The sequence below is a fragment of the Phyllobacterium sp. UNC302MFCol5.2 genome (assembly GCF_000686005.1).
Taxonomy (GTDB): Bacteria; Pseudomonadota; Alphaproteobacteria; order Rhizobiales; family Rhizobiaceae; genus Phyllobacterium; species Phyllobacterium pellucidum.
Genome location: NZ_JMLL01000015.1, coordinates 1 through 18,074 on the forward strand (window position 1 = coordinate 1; position 18,074 = coordinate 18,074).

An 18,074-nucleotide genomic window follows, 5' to 3' on the forward strand; every position below is an offset into this window, starting at 1 on the left:
GTCCGCCAAAGTATCTGTTGAACTTCTTTCGAAGTTCCGCAGGACCCTGCCGCCCACGTTTCTCTTTCTTCCATATGAAATTGTCAAAGAACCGACCATGGCATAAACCACCGTCAATAAACCGGCTTCAACCGGCACGAATTCAACCCTCCGGCCAAACCCGAAGGAATGTCACTTCCGCAACAATCCCTTAAACCTTGCCAAGGACCGCTTGCATCAACACGTCAGTCTCGCAACCAACCATCCTGCAAACCTTAGGGCGCATTCAGCAACCGCCAGCGGCGCCCCGCCCTCGTTGTGCCGGTATATAGACCCCACCCAACAAAACTGTCAACACGCCTTTTTCAATTTCTCCAAACTTTTTCCAACCACCAACCAACACTGTGGATAAGCGCAATTTCATGCCTGCCGACAACGCATTCTTCACCAAATGTCCGGCCGCCTCAGCGCATCGAGCCAAAGCCCGTCAGGAACGAGGTGAGATTGTCGGAAAGCTCATCGCAGAGGTAGCCGCCCTCCTGAACGATGACGGACGGCAGGCGCAAGGCCGCAATGCGTTCGGCAATTCTTGCGAATCCCGCGGTGGATACCGAGAGCCCGCCGAAAGGATCGCCCTCGAAGGCATCAAGGCCAAGGGCGACGACGAGCGCCTGCGGTGCAAAGGCCTCGATGCGCCGGCATGCGGAGTCGAGAGCTTCCAGAAATATATCGTCGCCGGATTTGCGTGCGAGCGGCAGGTTGTAATTATAGCCGAGCCCTGCCCCCTCGCCGCGCTCGTCGGCATAGCCCCAGAAGAATGGATAGAAGCGCACCGGATCGGCATGAATCGACACGGTCAGGACGTCGGCTCGGCCATAGAAAATCCCTTGCGTACCGTTGCCATGATGCAGATCCACGTCAAGAATAGCCACGCGATCAGCATGCTTGCGCAGCGTTTGCGCGGCGACCGCAGAATTGTTGATGAAGCAGAACCCGCCGGCAACGTCGGCGAAGGCGTGATGACCGGGTGGCCGGCAGAGGGCATAGGCGGCTGGTTCACCCGACATGACCGTTGCGGCTGCCTCCACCGCGCTCCAGGCGCTCCAGCACGCACTCCCGAAGGTTTCCGCGGAAATCGGGCAGGACGTATCGGCCATATGGTAGCCGGCCTGACCGACGGCCGAGGCCGGATAGCTGCCGAAGCGATTGATCGGGTGAATATTCGGAATGACTTCCTGCGAGGCGCCCGGAATCATCTGCCAACGCCGATGGATGTTTTGCAGGAACTCGAGATATTCCGGCGAATGCACCGCTGCGATCGGGGCGAGGCCATGATCGGACGGGTGATGAATGCTGCAACCTGCGGCTCGCGCGCCGGCAAGCAGGCGATCGATACGTTCGGGTTTTTCCGGATTGGGCTGCGGCGCGCCGCTCGAAAGGAAGCCCTTCGGGTCGTGACGCCGCTGCTCTTCCGCGTAGAACGTTTTCATCGCCTCTCCTCGTCGATCTCATGTTCCGCCAATGCGACAAAGGCGTCGCCATATATGGCGTGGATATGTTCGGCTTGCGACCACTCAATGCCAAGGCGGCCATAGAAATTCTGGGCGCCGAGATTGGCCGTATCAACGGAAAGCCGCAAGTAAGCGGCACCGTTTTCGCGGGCGCGGGCGGCAGCCGCCTTGAGCAGCCGCTCCCCGACCCTGCTGCCGCGAAAGGCCGGCTCGACGTAAATGTCCTGGACATAGATGCCGGGCCTGCCGCGCCAGGTTGAGAAACTTCGAAAGTACAGGCACATGCCGGCAAAGGCGCCGCCGATCTCGGCGATGAGCGTTTCGAAAGCAGGCTTGTCGCCGAAACCGTAGCGCGCAAGATCCTCCGGCGAACTCGTCACCCGCGCTTCAGACCCCATGCCCCGTGCCATCGCAACAATCGCATGATGCAAGAGCTGCACGTCGCTCGCCTCGGCGAGGCGAATGGACACCGGCGCCATCAGAAGGCCACCCGGTCGCCGCCCTTCAAGGCGAGCATGCTGCGCGCCTCGGCAGGCGTCGCCACATCGAGCGACAGGGCATCGAGAACCGTCCGGATGCGCCGCACCTGATCCGCGTTGGACCGAGCAAGTTCGCCGCGCCCGAGCATGAGGCTGTCCTCGAGGCCGACCCGCACATTGCCGCCCATCGCGGCGGCCATCGAAATCATCGGCATCTGGTGTCGACCCGCTGCCAGCACCGAGAAATCGTAGCTGTCGCCGAAGAGCTTGTCGGCAATACGCTTCATATGAGTAAGATTTTCAGGATCAGCCCCGATGCCGCCGAGAACCCCGAACACGAACTGGATGAAAAGCGGCCCAGCGACAAGCCCGCGATCACGGAAATGGGCAAGCGTATAGAGATGGCCGACATCGTAGCATTCGAACTCGAAGCGCGTGCCACAGCCCTCGCCGAGCCGCTTCAAAATATCCTCCATGTCGGCGAACGTGTTCTTGAAGATGGTGCTGCGCGTCGCTTCGAGGAGTTGCGGCTCCCATTCGTGCTGCCACGCTGTGTAGCGGTCAAGGGCAGGAAAAAGCCCGAAATTCATCGAGCCCATATTGAGCGAACACATTTCCGGTTCGGCGCGAAGCGCCGCAGCGAGGCGGTCGTCGAGCGTCATCACCGAGCTGCCGCCGGTCGAGATATTGATGACGGCATCGCAGGCCTGCTTGATGCGCGGCAGGAATTGCATAAACACGGCCGGATCGGCTGAGGGCCGGCCGCTTTGCGGATCGCGCGCATGCAGATGCAGGATCGAAGCGCCCGCCTCCGCCGCATCGATGGCCTGCGTCGCGATCTCGTCCGGCGTGACGGGAAGGTACGGGCTCATGGTCGGCGTATGAACTGAACCGGTGACCGCGCATGTGATGATGACTTTTTTCCTCGCCATATCGCCCTCAACCGTTGACGGGAAGATCGAGTTCGCTTGCGAGCTGGCGCAGCGTATCGTCAAGCATATTTGCGATTTCCACGATCTCGTCGCGGGTAATGATCATCGGCGGACATACCAGGAAATGATCGCCCTCGACTCCGCCGCGCGTACGCCGCGAATAGATGATGAGGCCCTTGTCATATGCGATATCGACGACGCGCTGGAAGGCGTTCTTCTCCTTCGGCAATGGCCGCATCGTCGATTTGTCGGAGACGAATTCCGCAGCGAGAAGCAAGCCCTTGCCGCGCACATCGCCGATGAACGGATAGCGGGCGGCCAGCGCAACGAGCTCGGCCTTGAGAAGTTCGCCCATGGCCGCGGCATTGCCGACGAGATCATGCCGCTCGATCTCGTCAAGAACCGCGCCGCCGGCAGCGCAGGCCAGCGGATTTCCGGCATAGGTATAGCCGTGCTGGAAGCCGCCATGGTCAAGCACCGGCTGGACCATGCGCGAGGGTGCTACCATGGCGCCGAGCGGGCTATATCCGGAGCCGAAACCCTTCGAAAGGGCGATGAGGTCCGGCCGGCAATTCCAGTGGTCGCCGCCGAGGAACTTGCCGGTGCGGCCAACGCCGCTCATGACTTCGTCATGGATCAAAAGCACGCCGTAGCGGTCGCAAATCTCGCGAACCCGGCTGTAATAGCTGTCCGGTGCGACGAGCGCGCCGGTTGATGCGCCGCCGATCGGCTCCATGATAAACGCAAGGACTTCTTCCGGCCCTTCTGCGAGAATGGCTTCTTCGAGCTTGTCGGCGTAGCGCAGGCCCCGTTCCTCCATCGAGAAATTATCGCGGTCGAGATAGGCGGTGGGCGCCGGAATGCTCGGCATTTCCTTCATCATCGGCCGGAATGGATCGGTGAGCGCCGCATAGCCCGTAACCGCAAGCGCACCCAGCGTGCCGCCGTGATAAGAGGGGAAGCGCGATATGACCTTCCAGCGCCGGCTTTGGCCAATCGCCAGCGCGTATTGCCGGGCGAACTTCAGGCAGGATTCGACTGCTTCCGAACCACCCGAGACGAAGAAAACCTTGTCCATGCCCGCCGGCATATAGGTGGAGATGCGGCGTGCGAGATCTTCGGCGGGCTCGTTCTCGAAATGCAGCCGATATGCGAACGTGACCTTGTCGAGTTGCTTCTTCATCGTCTCGATCACATGGCGATTGCCGTGGCCGATATTCACAACCATGGCGCCGCTCGAACCGTCGATGTAGCGGTTGCCCGCCTGATCCCACAGGTAAATACCCTCGGCCCGGTCGACGAGCGGACGCCACAAGCGGCTCTGGTAGAACAGGTGCGAGGCGGCGCGCGGTGCAGGCGTGATCTTCGGCATTGGCTGGCTGGACATCTTTATTCCGTTGTTATCGTTGAAGGTAGCGGTCGAGGACGTTGGCAGTGACACGTTCGACCATTGGATCGCGGCGCAAGAGCCCGGAAACCCACTCGCAGGTTCCGGCGTGGAAGACCTCGCCCTTGCCGCGTGGAAAGTTTACGATCATGCCAGCGCCGCGCTTGTAGCGCTCTACGGCAGCGTCGCCATGATTGCCGGCAAGGACATTGGCAACGAAGAGCGCATCCTCGTCGCCGAGGAACTGGGTGTCCGCAGGGATATCTGCGCTTTCCTCCTTGAGCGAGGAGAGACCAAGGCCAAGAATCTTCAACCCTTCCGGCGGGTTGCCTTCGCCGGTCGGCTCCGGCAGCCCGCGACGGATCACGTAGTCTAGGCCATCAACCTCGTAGCCGAAAATGTGGCTATCTGCACCGAGGACGTCGCCATAATAGATGCCCGTCCCCGCGAAAGCCCAATGCTCCGGCCGGTAGATTGGAAAGCCGCGCGCGCCCCGCGGTGCGCAGCCGCCCCAGCCGGCATAAAGTCCATACGTGGCATTGAGGCCGAAGGTCTCGGCGCCCGGGCGGCCGATTTCCTTCGCCTCCCATGAATTGGTGACGCGGCGAATATCGCCCGCGTGATAGAAGGGGTCTTCGGCGCGGGCGCGATATTTATAGCAGACCTGACGCTTGCCGGCGTTCTCGAGGCGGGTCTGCCACATGAAGTTGCCGGCAAAGCGGGCGACACGGCCGCCGCGATCGACATAGTCGTCAACCGCATCGCGCATCTCCCAGGTCCAGTACTCGTCATGGCCGACGAAGACGACGCAGTCATAAAAGCCGATCAGATCGGGGGAAAAATGCAGTTCGTGCTGGGTGACAAGATCGATGCCATAGCCTGCACTCTCCGCCCAGCGAAAAAAGTGGCTGTCATAGCTGGCCCACCCCGCCGAGGCATATTTCTTGGAATAGCCGTTGGCATAGGCCCACTCCATGTGCGGATAGCGGGGCACCGTCGCAGGCGGAAGCGTGATTTCGAGCGGCACCCGCGGGGCTGTCGCGGGCAGGCGCACGAAGCCTCGCCCAAACGGTCTTTCCATGCTCACGATCGGCGCAAACTGATTACGTTCCGGGCCGGTTATGCCCTGATAGTGGTTGGAGCCTCCCCAGCTGTTATAGGCAGCCCATGTTCCACTGGCCGCGACCTGGAGAATGCGGCCGGCCTTTCGCCCTGGCGCCGGCTGCACGATAAACAGATGGTCGCAGGCGATGGGCGCGCCCTTGCGGCCCTCCGCGGTCAATCGCACCCGGTAGGCACCGGACGGCCACTCCGCTCCTATATTGAAATCAAATGCCGCCGCCCAGCCGCACCCTTCGACCGAGCATTGATCCGGCGTTTCCTGCCAATAAGCACTGATATTCTCGGCTTCGAAGACGACCTCGACAGAGGCACCATCGCGGAAGATTTCTATAGCGAAGGTCGGCGCCGTCGAGCTGACGAAAAGCGTCACCCGTGCGCCCGGCTCATAGGACCATGCGTCGGTGTAGCACCAGATTTCGCCGCGATCGCCATCCATGCCCGGATATTCGTAATAATGGCCGAGCACGGCTTCACGCCGTTCGGATTCGGTCAGTCCAAAGTCGGGAAAATCAGATCTTACGTGCACGATGGCCACCTCCCTGGCCAGGATCGTTCACATTCATGCATCCCCCGTGACGAATAGTCAAAATGCGGCGGGGCAATGCCGGAGCTATCAACGACCGGCCGCACCCTTGCACGCCCGGTCGACTCTTGTTTTCAGAAAAGCGACTATGCCTTGTTCTTGTTGTAAACGTCGAAGACCACGGCTGCGAGGAGAACCAGTCCCTTGATCACCTGCTGCCAATCGATATTGACGCCCATGATCGACATGCCGTTGTTCATGACGCCCATGATGAAGGCGCCGATCACAGCCCCCATGACCTGGCCAACACCACCCATAGCCGAAGCGCCGCCGATAAACACGGCCGCGATAACGTCGAGTTCGAAGCCGAGGCCGGCCTTCGGCGTTGCGGTGTTCAACCGCGCCGCGAAAATCAGTCCGGCGAGAGCCGCAAGCACACCCATGTTGACGAAGGTGAAGAACGTCAGGCGCTCGGTCTTGATCCCGGAAAGCTTCGCCGCCTTTTCGTTGCCGCCCATGGCATAGATACGCCGCCCGATGGTCGTGCGCTTGGTCACGAACACGAAGAGCGCGATCAAAAGCGACATGACGATGAGGACGTTGGGAAGCCCCTTATAGGACGAGAGCAGATAGGTCAGATAAAGGATGATACCGGCAATGATCAGGTTTTTGGCGACGAAGAGCGCAAAGGGCTCACCCTGATAGCCATGCTTCTCGCGCTTGGCGCGTCCGCGAATGCTGAAATAGATCATGAGCGCGACGAGGACGATGCCGATGAGCATCGAGGTTATGTTGAAGGTCGTTCCGCCAAAAACATCGGGAATGAAACCCGAGCTTAAAAGCTGGAATTGCTGCGGGAATGGTCCCACCGACTGGCCGCCGAGCAGCCAGAGTGCAAGGCCCTTGAAGACAAGCATGCCGGCGAGCGTCACGATGAATGACGGGATCTTGTGATAAGCGACCCAATAGCCCTGCGCCGCGCCGATGGCGCCGCCCATGATCAGGCAAAGGATGGTCGCGGGAATGTAGTGGATGTGCCACTGCACCATCATCACGGCGGCAAGCCCGCCGACAAATCCCGAGACCGAGCCGACCGAAAGGTCGATGTGCCCTGCCACAATGACGAGCAGCATGCCCAGCGCCATGATGATGATATAGCTGTTCTGCAGCACCAGATTCGTCAGGTTGACCGGGCGGAAAAGCGTTCCGTTCGTGGTGAACTGGAAGAAGATCATGATGAGGATCAGGGCGAGCACCAGACCGTATTCGCGAAAATTGCCTTTCACGGCCGATCCGTCGGTCTTGAAATCCTTCTTTCCCTGCGTTGCTGCTGTTTCGATAGTCATGATGCTTTCCCTTCAGCACGGATAATGGCGCGCATGATCTTTTCCTGGCTGGCTTCGCTGGCCGGCATTTCGCCGACGAGCCTGCCCTGGTTCATCACATAGATCCGGTCGCAGACGCCAAGCAGCTCCGGCATTTCCGACGAGATCATCAGGACGCTTTTGCCTTCGCTTACCAATTGGTTGATGATTGAATATATCTCATATTTTGCGCCGACATCGATACCGCGCGTGGGCTCGTCAAGGATCAAAAGTTCGGGATTGGCGAAGAGCCATTTCGACAGAACCACCTTCTGCTGATTGCCGCCGGAAAGGTTACCCGTCTTCTGATAAATGCTCGACGAGCGGATGTTCGTTTTGCGGCGATATTCATTCGCCACTTTCAGTTCGGCCATGTCGTCGATGACACCATTCTTCGATACGCCGTCGAGATGGGCGATCGTCGTGTTGTGCTTGATATGGTCGATCAGGTTGAGCCCGTAGGTCTTGCGATCTTCCGTGACATAGGCAATGCCGTTGTCGACCGCCTTGCCGATCGTCGAGACATCGACCTTCTTGCCCTTGATGAAAACCTCGCCGCTGATCTTCTGGCCGTAGGCCTTGCCGAAGACGCTCATGGCGAACTCCGTGCGCCCTGCGCCCATCAACCCGGCAATGCCGACGACCTCGCCTTTGCGCACATTGAGATTGATGCCGTTGACGACGGTTCGGTCGCCATGGATGTGGTGGTGAACGACCCAGTCCTTCACCTCGAACACCACCTCGCCGATGTTGGGGTCCCGCGTCGGAAAGCGATCCGCCAATTGGCGCCCGACCATCAGGGTTACGATGCGGTCCTCGGAAATGTCCTTCTTGTCCAGTGTCTCGATCGTCGCGCCGTCGCGCAGGACGGTGATGCGATCGGCAACCTTACCGACTTCATTGAGTTTGTGCGAAATCAGGATCGAGGAGATGCCGTGCGCCTTGAATTCCAATAGGAGGGAAAGCAGCGCGTCGCTGTCCTTTTCGTTGAGGCTCGCTGTCGGCTCATCAAGAATGAGCAGCTCGACCTCCTTGGAAAGCGCCTTGGCGATTTCGACAAGCTGCTGCTTGCCGACGCCGAGATTGGTGATCAGCGTCAGCGGATCTTCCTTGAGCCCGACCTTAGCAAGGAGTTCGCGGGTACGCGATTCTGCGACATGCCAGTCGATGATGCCGAATTTTGCCGGTTCGTTACCGAGGAAAATGTTCTCCGCAATCGACAGCAAGGGAACCAGAGCCAGTTCCTGGTGGATGATGATGATGCCCTTGCGCTCGCTGTCGGCGATATCGCGAAAGTGCTGTTCTTCACCCTTGTAGTGGATTTCGCCCTCGTAGCTGCCATGCGGATAAACGCCGCTCAGCACTTTCATCAGCGTCGATTTGCCGGCGCCGTTCTCGCCGACGAGCGCGTGAATCTCACCCTTGCGCACATTGAGATTGACATTGTTGAGCGCTTTCACACCAGGAAACGTCTTGGTGATGTTGCGCATTTCGAGGATAGTATCCATCAAGGTCCTCATCGATGCCCTTGCGACCGCTGGTCCGGCATCGCTCCCTTTGCATTTTTATTGGGCTTTGCGGTGCATTACCACCGGATTCCGCCAAAGCCACTTGTCAAGAAAACAAACCCCGCGCGGTAAGGCGCAGGGTTCGCTTCAGTTCGGTTGATTACTTCACCTGGTCTTCCTTGTAGTAGCCGGATCCAACGAGAATTTCCTTCCAGTTGGACTTGTCGACTTCGACTGGCTTCAGCAGGTAAGCCGGAACGACCTTGACGCCGTTATTGTACGTCTTGGTGTCGTTGATTTCCGGCTGGTCGCCCTTCAGAACGGCGTCAATCAGGTTGGACGTTACCTTGGCAAGGTCACGCGTGTCCTTGAAGATCGTCGAATACTGCTCGCCGGCAATGATCGACTTGACCGACGGTACTTCCGCATCCTGACCGGAAACGAACGGGAACGGCTGATCCTTGGTGCCGTAGCCGACGCCGCGCAGCGACGAGAGAATACCAATCGACAGACCGTCATAGGGCGACAGAACGGCATTGACCTTCTTGTCGGTGTAGTAGGCCGAGAGAAGGTTGTCCATGCGCGCCTGGGCGACGGCGCCGTCCCAACGAAGCGTACCGACCTTGTCCATGCCCATCTGGCCAGATTGTACGACGAGCTTGCCGCTGTCGATCAGCGGCTGCAGGACGGACATTGCGCCATTGTAGAAGAAGAAGGCGTTGTTATCGTCAGGCGAACCGCCAAAGAGTTCGATGTTGAACGGGCCGGCTGCGTCCGGCAGTCCAAGTGCCTTCACCAGTGACGAGGCCTGGAGCACGCCAACCTGGAAGTTGTCGAACGTGGTATAATAGTCGACATTCGGGCTGTCACGGATCAATCGGTCGTAGGCGATGACCTTGATGCCGGCATCATGTGCCTGCTGAAGGACATTCGATAGGGTCGTACCGTCGATCGCTGCGATGACCAGAACCTTGACACCCTTGGTGACCATGTTCTCGATCTGGGCGAGCTGGTTTGGAATATCGTCTTCCGCATACTGCAGATCGGTATTGTAGCCGCGCTCTTTCAGCGTCTTGACCATGTTGTCGCCATCGGCGATCCAGCGGGCCGAGGATTTCGTTGGCATCGCAATGCCGACAGTGCCCTTGTCCTCAGCAAAGCTTTGCGCGCCTAACACGCTCAATGCGAGCAGGCTTGCAGCAAATAGTTTCAGGATTTTCACGTCTGTTCCTCCCAGTTTTCCATCAAATTCGATGCGGCAATCCGAGCCTCAGCCGTTGGATTTTGTGCACCGAACCAGTTCCTCCCAGAGCGGGGTCGCACAACACTTATCGCAAAAGTATTACTTTTGAAATAGGCCTTTACGTGTGTCGAAAAAATGTCGCGACCCCCTGGCGACGCTCGGCGGCATTAGCCGGCCAAGCCGTTTACATCAATATAATACTATTATATTATTTTTGGAAGAAGGTTCGGCCGCTTATGTGTGGGACCTATAATTCATATACCCAAATATGCGGGAGGAAAGCCTTGAATTTGGTTCAATTGATCAATGCCAATGGAAAGCGGCAGGTTGCCGCACGTGTTGGCGATGAGTTCCGGCACGTAAAGCGCACAAAGTCTGTGCTCGAACTCGCTCATGCTGCCATCGAGGCCAAGACCAATATCGCAGAAATTGTCGAAAGCCGCGGCCTGGGCAAGAAGGTAGACGTCGAAGCGGCCTATCGGGAGGACCGCCTCCTTGCCCCGATCGATACCCATGATTCGGCGCATATCCACCTCACAGGTACCGGCCTTACGCATCTTGGTTCCGCGGCGACCCGCGACGCAATGCACCGCAAAATCGGCGACGCCAAGGAAGAGACGCTGACCGATTCGATGAAGATGTTCCGCATGGGTCTCGACAACGGCAAGCCCAAGAAGGGCCAGACCGGCGTGCAGCCGGAATGGTTCTACAAGGGCAACGGATCGATGCTGACGGCACCGGGCGAGCCACTCCTGTCGCCCGCCTTCGCTGACGATGCGGGCGAGGAACCAGAGATCGCTGGTATCTACGTCATCGGCCCTGACGGCTCGCCGTTTCGCATTGGATTTGCGCTCGCGAACGAATTCTCCGATCACGTCATGGAGCGCGTCAACTACCTTTATCTGGCTCATTCCAAACTCCGGCCCTGTTCTGTTGGTCCAGAGCTGATCGTCGGCGACCTGCCTGCTGATATCCGCGGAACGTCGCGCATACTGCGCAAGAACAAGACCATCTGGGAGAAGCCGTTCCTGTCGGGTGAGGACAACATGTCCCACACGATCGACAATCTCGAGCACCATCATTTCAAATACGGCGTCTTCCGCCAGCCCGGCGATGTTCATGTGCATATGTTCGGGACGGCAACGCTCTCTTTTGCCGACGGTGTGAAGGCAGAAAATGGCGACATCTTCGAAATCGAAGCGCCGGCGTTCGGTTTGCCGCTTCGCAACCCGCTCAAGGTTGAAAAGCCGTCCAAGGTGAAAGTGAAGGCTCTATAGACTCTGCGCAATAGCGGATCGCCGACTCTACCCGGCGGTCCCCTGCCCCGCGGCGACGACGCGCTCGGCGCCTTCGCGTATCACCACACGCATAGCCTCTTTCGCCGCCTCCGCATCGCCGGCCTTGATGGCGTCGGCGATTGCCGCGTGCCTTGCGACGGAACGCACGTGACTTTCGGAGTTCGGGATCGGCGAACTGATGGTAAATGTAGTAACAAGCGCGACTTCAATCAGCGCACTGATGGATCGCATGAAGGGGTTTCCCGAGGCCTCGGCAATGGCGATGTGAAACTGCAGATCGCTGTAGACGAAATCGGCCGCGGATTCGCTCGCGCTGCCCATCCTGCCAACCCAGTGGTAGAGCGTTTCAAGCTGATCCTCGGTGCGGCGCAAGGCAGCAAGGCCCGCCGCTTCCGGCTCCAGAGCCAGCCGCATCTCGACGATGCTCGAAAGGAAATGGGCGCTTGCCCCTGCCTCGAAATGCCAGACGAGGATGTCGGGATCGAACAGGTTCCAGTGCGAACGCTCGCGCACCCGCGTGCCGATCTTGGCTTTCGGCTGAATGAGGCCCTTGGCAGCAAGCGTTTTCAGCGCCTCACGAAGAACAGTACGCGAGACACCGAACCGATCCAGGAGTTCGGCATCGCCGGGCAGAATCGTGTTTTCCGGGTAAGCGCCGCTGATGATCTTCAGGCCGAGATCACGCATGACGTGGCCATGATGGGTACGTGATTGGCCCGCCGTGCGGAAGTCATAGTTGAGGAGATCGTTGTCTGCCAACTTTTTGCCTGCTATGTGCTTCGTGGGCAAAATCAGCCAACATTTGCCGCTGCTTAGCGCGTAAGCGGCAATGCCTCCCAGCTGTCCTCCCAACCTCTTGCCTCTATTTATAATATAATAATATCAATAACAATCTACAAAGCTTTATGCACACCCGAATCAGTCATTTTGATCGGTCGTTCGACGTCCCTATTATCGCAAACCGAGGGACTTGCACGTCACCACTTGCATTATTTGATCGCTTTTCCGAACAACTTGCGCCTGGATGCACGGCACGGTTGATGCCGCGCACTTGGCCGCGGCTGGAAGCTGTGTTCTTATAAATCGAAGGAGACAGTAGACATGACGACACGCGGCTTTACGGGCCGGGGGCAATCCCCTGAAATCAAGGATCGCGTCCCGCCGGGGCAATCGCTGACAGAAGATTTTCCGGTTCTTTCTGCCGGTCCAACGCCGCGGGTTCGCACAGAAGATTGGAAGTTCACCCTCAAAGTTGGACCGAAGCCGGTCATCTCCTGGAACTGGGACGAGTTCAACGCGCTGCCGCAAACGAAGCTTACCCGCGACATTCATTGCGTGACCGCCTGGTCGAAGCTCGATACGCATTGGCAAGGCGTGCTGATCGACGATATTCTCGCCGAAGCCAATCTCGAACCGCCCACCGACTTTCTTCTTGCGCATGGCTACGACGGCTATACGACAAACGTGCCGGTCAAGGATCTTACCGGTGGCAGGGCGATGATCGCAACGTCCTACGGCGGCAAGCCGCTGACCGCTGATCATGGCGGACCAGCGCGGCTGCTCGTGCCGCACCTTTATTTCTGGAAGTCGGCAAAATGGATCAACGGCCTGCAGTTTACGGCGCGCGACGAACCCGGCTTCTGGGAATTGCGCGGCTATCACATCTATGGTGATCCGTGGCGCGAACAGCGTTACACCGGCGATTAGGGCCTGAACCGTGCAGGACCAGTCGGCGAACGCGCGGGTTGAATGGCAAACGGCGACCATAACCGGGGTCGTGCGCCAGACAGCCCGCGTCAGCAGCTTTTTCTTCGCTCCGTCCGTACCATTTGTCTACACGGCCGGCCAACACGTCGATGTCCGGCTGAGCGCGCCGGACGGCTATCAAACGCAGCGAAGCTATTCCATCGCCTCTACTCCCGATAGCGGCGCAACGATCGAGCTTGCCATCGAGCGGCTCGATGATGGCGAGGTATCGACCTTTTTTCATGACGTGGCGCAGATCGGCGACGAGATCGAATTGCGCGGGCCGATCGGCGGACACTTCATCTGGACCGTCGCTGATGGCGGGCCGATATTGCTGGTCGGTGGGGGCTCCGGCGTCGTGCCCCTCGTCTCCATGCTGCGCCATCGAAAGGCGCGGACTTCGACTATCCCGGCGCTTCTTCTCTATTCGGCGCGAAGCTGGGATGAACTGATTTTCCGTGATGAACTGCTTGCCCTTGCCGAGTCAGAAAACAATTTCGACTTGGCGCTTGCCTTGACGCGCGAGCCGGTGGCGCGCGCAAACCACTATACCCGTCGAATCGATACATCCATCGTCACGGAGACCTTGGCCCGCCTTCCGGCTTCGCCCAAGCAAACATTTGTCTGCGGCTCCAATGCATTCGTCACCACCGCTGCCGACGCGCTGGTCGCGGCCGGTACACCCGCCGGCTCCATCCGTGTGGAGCGTTACGGCGTCTAGCGAGACAACCTGTGCCTAATGGGCAACGGGCCTGCCGATGCGCATTCCGTTGCTCGCGTCAAACAAATGCGCATGTGCCGGGTCAATCGAGACCGTAATCATATCGCCGGGCCGGATCGAGAGTCGTTCGCGGAAGAGGCAGTTGATCTCCTGTTCACCGATTCTGCCCACCACCATGATTTCCGATCCGGTGGGCTCCACGACGTCTACCTTTACCGCGACGCCCTCGGATGCGACCTTTATGTGTTCCGGGCGAATGCCGTAGATAGCCTCATTGGAAGACGCTCTGTCCGTGCCCTTCGGCAGCGGCAGTCGCACACCATCACTCGTTACGAAAGCGTCGCCTTCGACCTTGCCCCTGATAAAATTCATCGCCGGGGAACCAATAAAGCCGGCAACGAACAGGTTCGCCGGATAGTCGTAGAGGTCGAGCGGCGTGCCGATCTGTTCGACCAACCCGTCCTTCATAACCACGATCTTGTCGGCCATGGTCATGGCTTCGATCTGGTCGTGCGTCACATAAACAATGGTCGTGCCGAGGCGCTGGTGCAGGCTCTTTATCTCGCTGCGCATCTGCACGCGAAGCTTGGCATCGAGATTTGACAGCGGTTCGTCGAATAGAAAAACTTGCGGATCGCGCACGATGGCCCGGCCCATGGCCACACGCTGGCGCTGGCCGCCCGAAAGCTGGCGCGGAAACCGGTCGAGCAGTTTCTCGAGCCCGAGAATTTCAGCGGCGCGCCCGACGCGGCTCGCCTTTTCCTGCTTAGGCGCATTCTTGAGCATGAGCGCAAAGCCCATATTGTCGGCCACCGTCATGTGCGGATAGAGCGCGTAGTTCTGGAACACCATGGCAATGTCACGTTCCTTGGCAGGCAGGTCGTTGACCACGCGATCGCCGATGGCGATTTCGCCGCCGGTGATCTCCTCCAGGCCGGCAATCATGCGCAGCAGCGTCGACTTCCCGCAGCCGGACGGCCCGACGAGAATGACAAATTCGCCGTCATCGATATCGACGGAAACGCCATGCATGACATTAACATTGCCGTACGTCTTGGTGACGTCTTTGATGGAGACCGAGGCCATGCGACCCTCCTTGGATAATCAGCCGCCCTTGACCGCGCCGGCGGTAAGCCCGGCGATGATCTGGCGTTGCGCAAAAACGGTGAGCAGCAGAACCGGCAAGGTCACGATGAAGGCGGCGGCCGCAAGCGGTCCCCAACTTACCTGCTCAAATGAAAGCATATTGTAGACAGCGACGGGCAAAGTCCGCGTCTCGCGGCTGGCAAGCACAATGCCAAAGACGAAGTTGTTCCAGGAGAAGATAACCGCGAGGATGAGCGACACGACGATGCCGGGCTTGGCAATCGGCAGGGCCACCATACGAAATACCTGCCAGGACGTCGCGCCGTCGATCATTGCCGCCTCTTCGAGTTCCATCGGCGTCGTCTCGAAATAGCCGATCATGATCCAGATCACGATCGGAACAGTCACCACGAGATGGATGATGATCTGCGGCCACAGCGTTCCGAGCAGCCCGAGGGTCTGGAACAGGAGAAACAGCGGAATGAGATAGGAAAGTCCCGGCGTCATGCGCGCGATCATGACGACGATGGCTGCCTTGTTGGCGCGCAGTCGGGCGATGCCATAGCCGGCCGGCACGCCGACAAGCAGCGCAAGCAACGTCGCCGTACCTGTCACGAGCAGACTGTTCCAGAAATAGTGCAGGAAATCGTTTGTCGCAAATATCTCCGTGTAGTTCGACCAGGCAAAATTCTCCGGAATGAAGATCGGAGGATAGGCGCCGTTGTCGATTTCATATTTCAGCGAAAGCGACAGCATCCACAGAAAGAAGAAGATTGCGGGCGAGACGATGACGAACACGACAAGGGCGGTTCCGAGGGACTTCAGCAGGCGGCGGCGGGCCATCAACGGTCTCCTCAGCTATTCCACTTTGTCCGCTGGCGCAGATAAAGCAGAGCCAGCGACATTGTGATGATGACGATGAAAAACACGACGGCGAGGGCCGAACCGTAGCCAATGTCGTAATAGGCAAAGGCCACATTGTAGAGATAGATATTGATCGTTTCCGACGCGGTTCCCGGACCGCCCTGCGTCATGGCAAAGATGATGTCGAAGCTTTTGAGCGCATCGATCGAGCGGATAATCACGGCCACCATCATGAACGGGAGGATCATCGGCAGCGTGATATAGCGAAACTTCTGCCAGCCATTGGCGCCGTCGATTTCAGCGCTCTCGAAGGGGTCGCGCGGCATGGCTGCGAGACCGCCGAGAACGATGAGCATGACGAGCGGCGTCCACTGCCAGGTTTCGACAAGAACCAGCGACGGTATCACCGTGTTCTGGTTGAAGATCCATTCCTGCGGTCCGATGCCGACGAGCGACAGAAGATAATTGAGGACGCCGAGCTGCGGGTGGAACATCATGGTCCACACCAGTGCGATTGCAACGGGCGTTGCCATCATCGGCATGACGAAGATACCGCGCAAAAGGCCGCGCATCGGCAGTTTGCTGTCAAAGACCAAGGCGGCAATCGTTCCTAGAACCAGAGGGGCTACGACCGACAAGACGGTGTAGACCACCGTGTGAACCATGGACTCCCAGAAGCGCTGGTCACCGGCGATGCGGGCGAAGTTGGCAAAGCCAACAAAGCGCTGGTCACCGCCGAGATGCCACTCATTGGCGCTCATCCACAGGGTGAACGCCCAGGGGAAAATGATGACCGCCCCGACGATGACCAATGCCGGCACGACAAAGGGCCAATAGCTCGGCTTGAGCCTGCTCTTGCCTTTCTTCGCTTTGGCATCTTGCGCAAGACGGGTCATTGTCGGGGCAGCTGTTGTCATGACGACTTCGCCTAGCTTTCGCTGCGCGCGAGGACGGGACGGAACTCCTCCGTGGCGCGCTTCAATTCAGTTGCGGGATCGGCGCCGCCGAGAAGATTGGTGAGTCCGACACCCATCACATCGCGGAATTCGGTGACGGGGATGATGACGGGCAGACAGAGCTTGCTGACCTTGGCCGATTCCGAAAGCGCCGTGACCCAATCCTGCGGCATGGTTACGTTCTTGCGCACTTCTGGGTCGTTGAGGATGGAGTTGCGGAATGGGACGCCGGAACCCGTCTGCAGCAAGCGTGCACCCATCTCCTTCGAGATTGCCCATTGGCAATAGAGGTAGGCGGCTTCCTTGTTTGACGAGCCTTCCGTCACGCCGATGCCGTCGCCGAATGTCGGCGCAGCCTGGGCATTCGGTCCCTTGGGCATGACGCCGTAGCCGACCTTGCCGACGACACGCGATTTCTGCGGGTTTTCGAGCGGCGGTGCAAAACCGATACCATCGAGCCACATGGCAACCTTGCCCTGGAGGAAGCTTGACTGGCACTCGGCCCAATTGAAACCGGTGACGCCGGGAGGTGCCGATTTGGTCATCAGCCGCTGGTACAAGGTGGCCGCTTCGATCGCTTCGGGCGTATCGGTCTGCAGGGTTCCGTTTTCCACTGTGCTCTTGCCATAGCCGAGCATCAGGCTCGCCCAGACGGGGGTGTTGGCGTTCTTCATGCCGCGCGCGACGAAACCATAGGTTCCGCTTGCCGCATCGGTGAGCTTTTCGGCAGCTGCAACCAGTTCGTCGAACGTCTTCGGATACTCGACGCCCTTCGCGGCAAAGAGGTCCTTGTTCCAATAGAGAATCCAGTAGTCGACGGAAAATGGGAGCCCGCCGAAACGGCCATTCTGATCCTTTGCGAAGGCGAGGCCAGCTTCGGCGAAATCGCTCTCGGTAAGGCTCGGTTCGGTAAGGCTCGGATCCCTGAGGAACGGAGTAAGGTCAGCCAGCCATCCACCCTTTTCAAACTGGCGCTTCTGCACGTGATAGCTGATGTGGATGACGTCAAAGCTCGGCTTGCCGGAGGTCAGCTCGATCACCGCCTTCTGGCGCTGCTGCTGTTCCGGCGTCTGTTCGGAATTGACCTTGATGCCGGTCAATTCCTCGAATTCCTTCTGGTATTTCTGCAGGATATCGCCGCGCGGGCTCTTGATCAGGTTCACCTCGAGTGTCGTGCCGGCGAATTTCTTCCAGTCGACATTGGCGAATGCGGGCTTCAGGCCGGTCATGCTTGCAGCGCCGAGCGCTGCCGAACCTGCCAGAAACTGCCGGCGTGTCGGGTTCAGGAATTTCATGCTCATTGTCTCCTCCTCGTGTCGTTTTTCGACGGGGCAACTCCCATTGCCGGTGTCGGG

General features: G+C 58.8%; 16 protein-coding genes. 3 read left to right on the top strand and 13 right to left on the bottom strand.

The window, feature by feature from the left end:
• Nucleotides 1–443 precede the first annotated feature (443 nt).
• From BR48_RS0119360 to chvE, 8 genes are all read right to left on the bottom strand, one after another.
• The gene (locus BR48_RS0119360) at nt 444–1,469 is read right to left on the bottom strand and encodes a histone deacetylase family protein (RefSeq protein WP_027232822.1); all 1,026 of its coding nucleotides are present in this window, start codon (nt 1,467–1,469) and stop codon (nt 444–446) included.
• A complete protein-coding gene (locus BR48_RS0119365; RefSeq protein ID WP_036815012.1) occupies nt 1,466–1,969 on the bottom strand; it encodes a GNAT family N-acetyltransferase in 504 nt (167 codons plus the stop codon). Before BR48_RS0119365 ends, BR48_RS0119360 begins: the two co-directional genes overlap by 4 nt.
• A complete protein-coding gene (locus BR48_RS0119370; RefSeq protein ID WP_027232824.1) occupies nt 1,969–2,901 on the bottom strand; it encodes a 3-keto-5-aminohexanoate cleavage protein in 933 nt (310 codons plus the stop codon). Before BR48_RS0119370 ends, BR48_RS0119365 begins: the two co-directional genes overlap by 1 nt.
• A gap of 7 nt (nt 2,902–2,908) precedes the next feature.
• Nucleotides 2,909–4,288, bottom strand: coding sequence for an aspartate aminotransferase family protein (locus BR48_RS0119375; protein ID WP_228016824.1), 1,380 nt, complete (start codon nt 4,286–4,288; stop codon nt 2,909–2,911).
• Nucleotides 4,289–4,301: 13 nt separating this feature from the next.
• Nucleotides 4,302–5,945: a N,N-dimethylformamidase beta subunit family domain-containing protein gene (locus tag BR48_RS0119380; protein WP_027232826.1), complete on the bottom strand. Its 1,644-nt coding sequence runs from the start codon at nt 5,943–5,945 to the stop codon at nt 4,302–4,304.
• Between the two features lie 134 nt (nt 5,946–6,079).
• Nucleotides 6,080–7,279, bottom strand: a complete 1,200-nt coding sequence (mmsB, locus tag BR48_RS0119385; protein ID WP_027232827.1) for a multiple monosaccharide ABC transporter permease — start codon at nt 7,277–7,279, stop codon at nt 6,080–6,082.
• A complete protein-coding gene (mmsA, locus tag BR48_RS0119390; protein ID WP_027232828.1) occupies nt 7,276–8,808 on the bottom strand; it encodes a multiple monosaccharide ABC transporter ATP-binding protein in 1,533 nt (510 codons plus the stop codon). Before mmsA ends, mmsB begins: the two co-directional genes overlap by 4 nt.
• 157 nt (nt 8,809–8,965) lie before the next feature.
• Nucleotides 8,966–10,027 carry a multiple monosaccharide ABC transporter substrate-binding protein gene (gene chvE, locus BR48_RS0119395; RefSeq protein WP_027232829.1) on the bottom strand — a complete coding sequence of 354 codons (1,062 nt, stop codon included), beginning with the start codon at nt 10,025–10,027 and terminating at the stop codon, nt 8,966–8,968.
• 305 nt (nt 10,028–10,332) lie between these two features.
• Here chvE and araD1 point away from each other — a divergent pair, with 305 nt between their 5' ends.
• Nucleotides 10,333–11,325, top strand: a complete 993-nt coding sequence (gene araD1, locus BR48_RS0119400) for an AraD1 family protein (RefSeq protein WP_027232830.1) — start codon at nt 10,333–10,335, stop codon at nt 11,323–11,325.
• Between the two features lie 27 nt (nt 11,326–11,352).
• Here araD1 and BR48_RS25040 read toward each other — a convergent pair whose 3' ends face one another.
• Nucleotides 11,353–12,105: a FadR/GntR family transcriptional regulator gene (locus BR48_RS25040; protein ID WP_036815018.1), complete on the bottom strand. Its 753-nt coding sequence runs from the start codon at nt 12,103–12,105 to the stop codon at nt 11,353–11,355.
• A gap of 342 nt (nt 12,106–12,447) precedes the next feature.
• Here BR48_RS25040 and BR48_RS0119410 point away from each other — a divergent pair, with 342 nt between their 5' ends.
• Together BR48_RS0119410 and BR48_RS0119415 are read left to right on the top strand one after the other, a co-directional pair.
• Nucleotides 12,448–13,053 carry a sulfite oxidase-like oxidoreductase gene (locus BR48_RS0119410; RefSeq protein ID WP_027232831.1) on the top strand — a complete coding sequence of 202 codons (606 nt, stop codon included), beginning with the start codon at nt 12,448–12,450 and terminating at the stop codon, nt 13,051–13,053.
• 10 nt (nt 13,054–13,063) lie between these two features.
• Nucleotides 13,064–13,813, top strand: a complete 750-nt coding sequence (locus BR48_RS0119415) for a ferredoxin reductase (RefSeq protein ID WP_027232832.1) — start codon at nt 13,064–13,066, stop codon at nt 13,811–13,813.
• Between the two features lie 15 nt (nt 13,814–13,828).
• Here the strand turns inward: BR48_RS0119415 and ugpC are convergent, their stop codons facing one another.
• From ugpC to BR48_RS0119435, 4 genes are read right to left on the bottom strand one after another with little or no spacing between them, the layout of a single operon-like run.
• A complete protein-coding gene (gene ugpC / locus BR48_RS0119420) occupies nt 13,829–14,899 on the bottom strand; it encodes a sn-glycerol-3-phosphate ABC transporter ATP-binding protein UgpC (RefSeq protein WP_027232833.1) in 1,071 nt (356 codons plus the stop codon).
• A gap of 18 nt (nt 14,900–14,917) precedes the next feature.
• Complete coding sequence (locus BR48_RS0119425) at nt 14,918–15,742, bottom strand: carbohydrate ABC transporter permease (RefSeq protein ID WP_027232834.1); 825 nt, start codon at nt 15,740–15,742, stop codon at nt 14,918–14,920.
• Nucleotides 15,743–15,753: 11 nt separating this feature from the next.
• Nucleotides 15,754–16,659, bottom strand: coding sequence for a sugar ABC transporter permease (locus tag BR48_RS0119430; RefSeq protein ID WP_027232835.1), 906 nt, complete (start codon nt 16,657–16,659; stop codon nt 15,754–15,756).
• A gap of 32 nt (nt 16,660–16,691) precedes the next feature.
• Complete coding sequence (locus tag BR48_RS0119435; RefSeq protein WP_027232836.1) at nt 16,692–18,020, bottom strand: sugar ABC transporter substrate-binding protein; 1,329 nt, start codon at nt 18,018–18,020, stop codon at nt 16,692–16,694.
• Nucleotides 18,021–18,074: the final 54 nt, after the last annotated feature.

What these genes read in the sequence shown, in the direction of transcription:
- BR48_RS0119360 (WP_027232822.1), bottom strand. Translation starts at nt 1,469, where the DNA reads ATGAAAACGTTCTACGCGGAAGAGCAGCGGCGTCACGACCCGAAGGGC.
- BR48_RS0119365 (WP_036815012.1), bottom strand. Translation starts at nt 1,969, where the DNA reads ATGGCGCCGGTGTCCATTCGCCTCGCCGAGGCGAGCGACGTGCAGCTC.
- BR48_RS0119370 (WP_027232824.1), bottom strand. Translation starts at nt 2,901, where the DNA reads ATGGCGAGGAAAAAAGTCATCATCACATGCGCGGTCACCGGTTCAGTT.
- BR48_RS0119375 (WP_228016824.1), bottom strand. Translation starts at nt 4,288, where the DNA reads ATGTCCAGCCAGCCAATGCCGAAGATCACGCCTGCACCGCGCGCCGCC.
- mmsB (WP_027232827.1), bottom strand. Translation starts at nt 7,279, where the DNA reads ATGACTATCGAAACAGCAGCAACGCAGGGAAAGAAGGATTTCAAGACC.
- BR48_RS0119410 (WP_027232831.1), top strand. Translation starts at nt 12,448, where the DNA reads ATGACGACACGCGGCTTTACGGGCCGGGGGCAATCCCCTGAAATCAAG.
- ugpC (WP_027232833.1), bottom strand. Translation starts at nt 14,899, where the DNA reads ATGGCCTCGGTCTCCATCAAAGACGTCACCAAGACGTACGGCAATGTT.
- BR48_RS0119425 (WP_027232834.1), bottom strand. Translation starts at nt 15,742, where the DNA reads ATGGCCCGCCGCCGCCTGCTGAAGTCCCTCGGAACCGCCCTTGTCGTG.
- BR48_RS0119430 (WP_027232835.1), bottom strand. Translation starts at nt 16,659, where the DNA reads ATGACCCGTCTTGCGCAAGATGCCAAAGCGAAGAAAGGCAAGAGCAGG.
- BR48_RS0119435 (WP_027232836.1), bottom strand. Translation starts at nt 18,020, where the DNA reads ATGAGCATGAAATTCCTGAACCCGACACGCCGGCAGTTTCTGGCAGGT.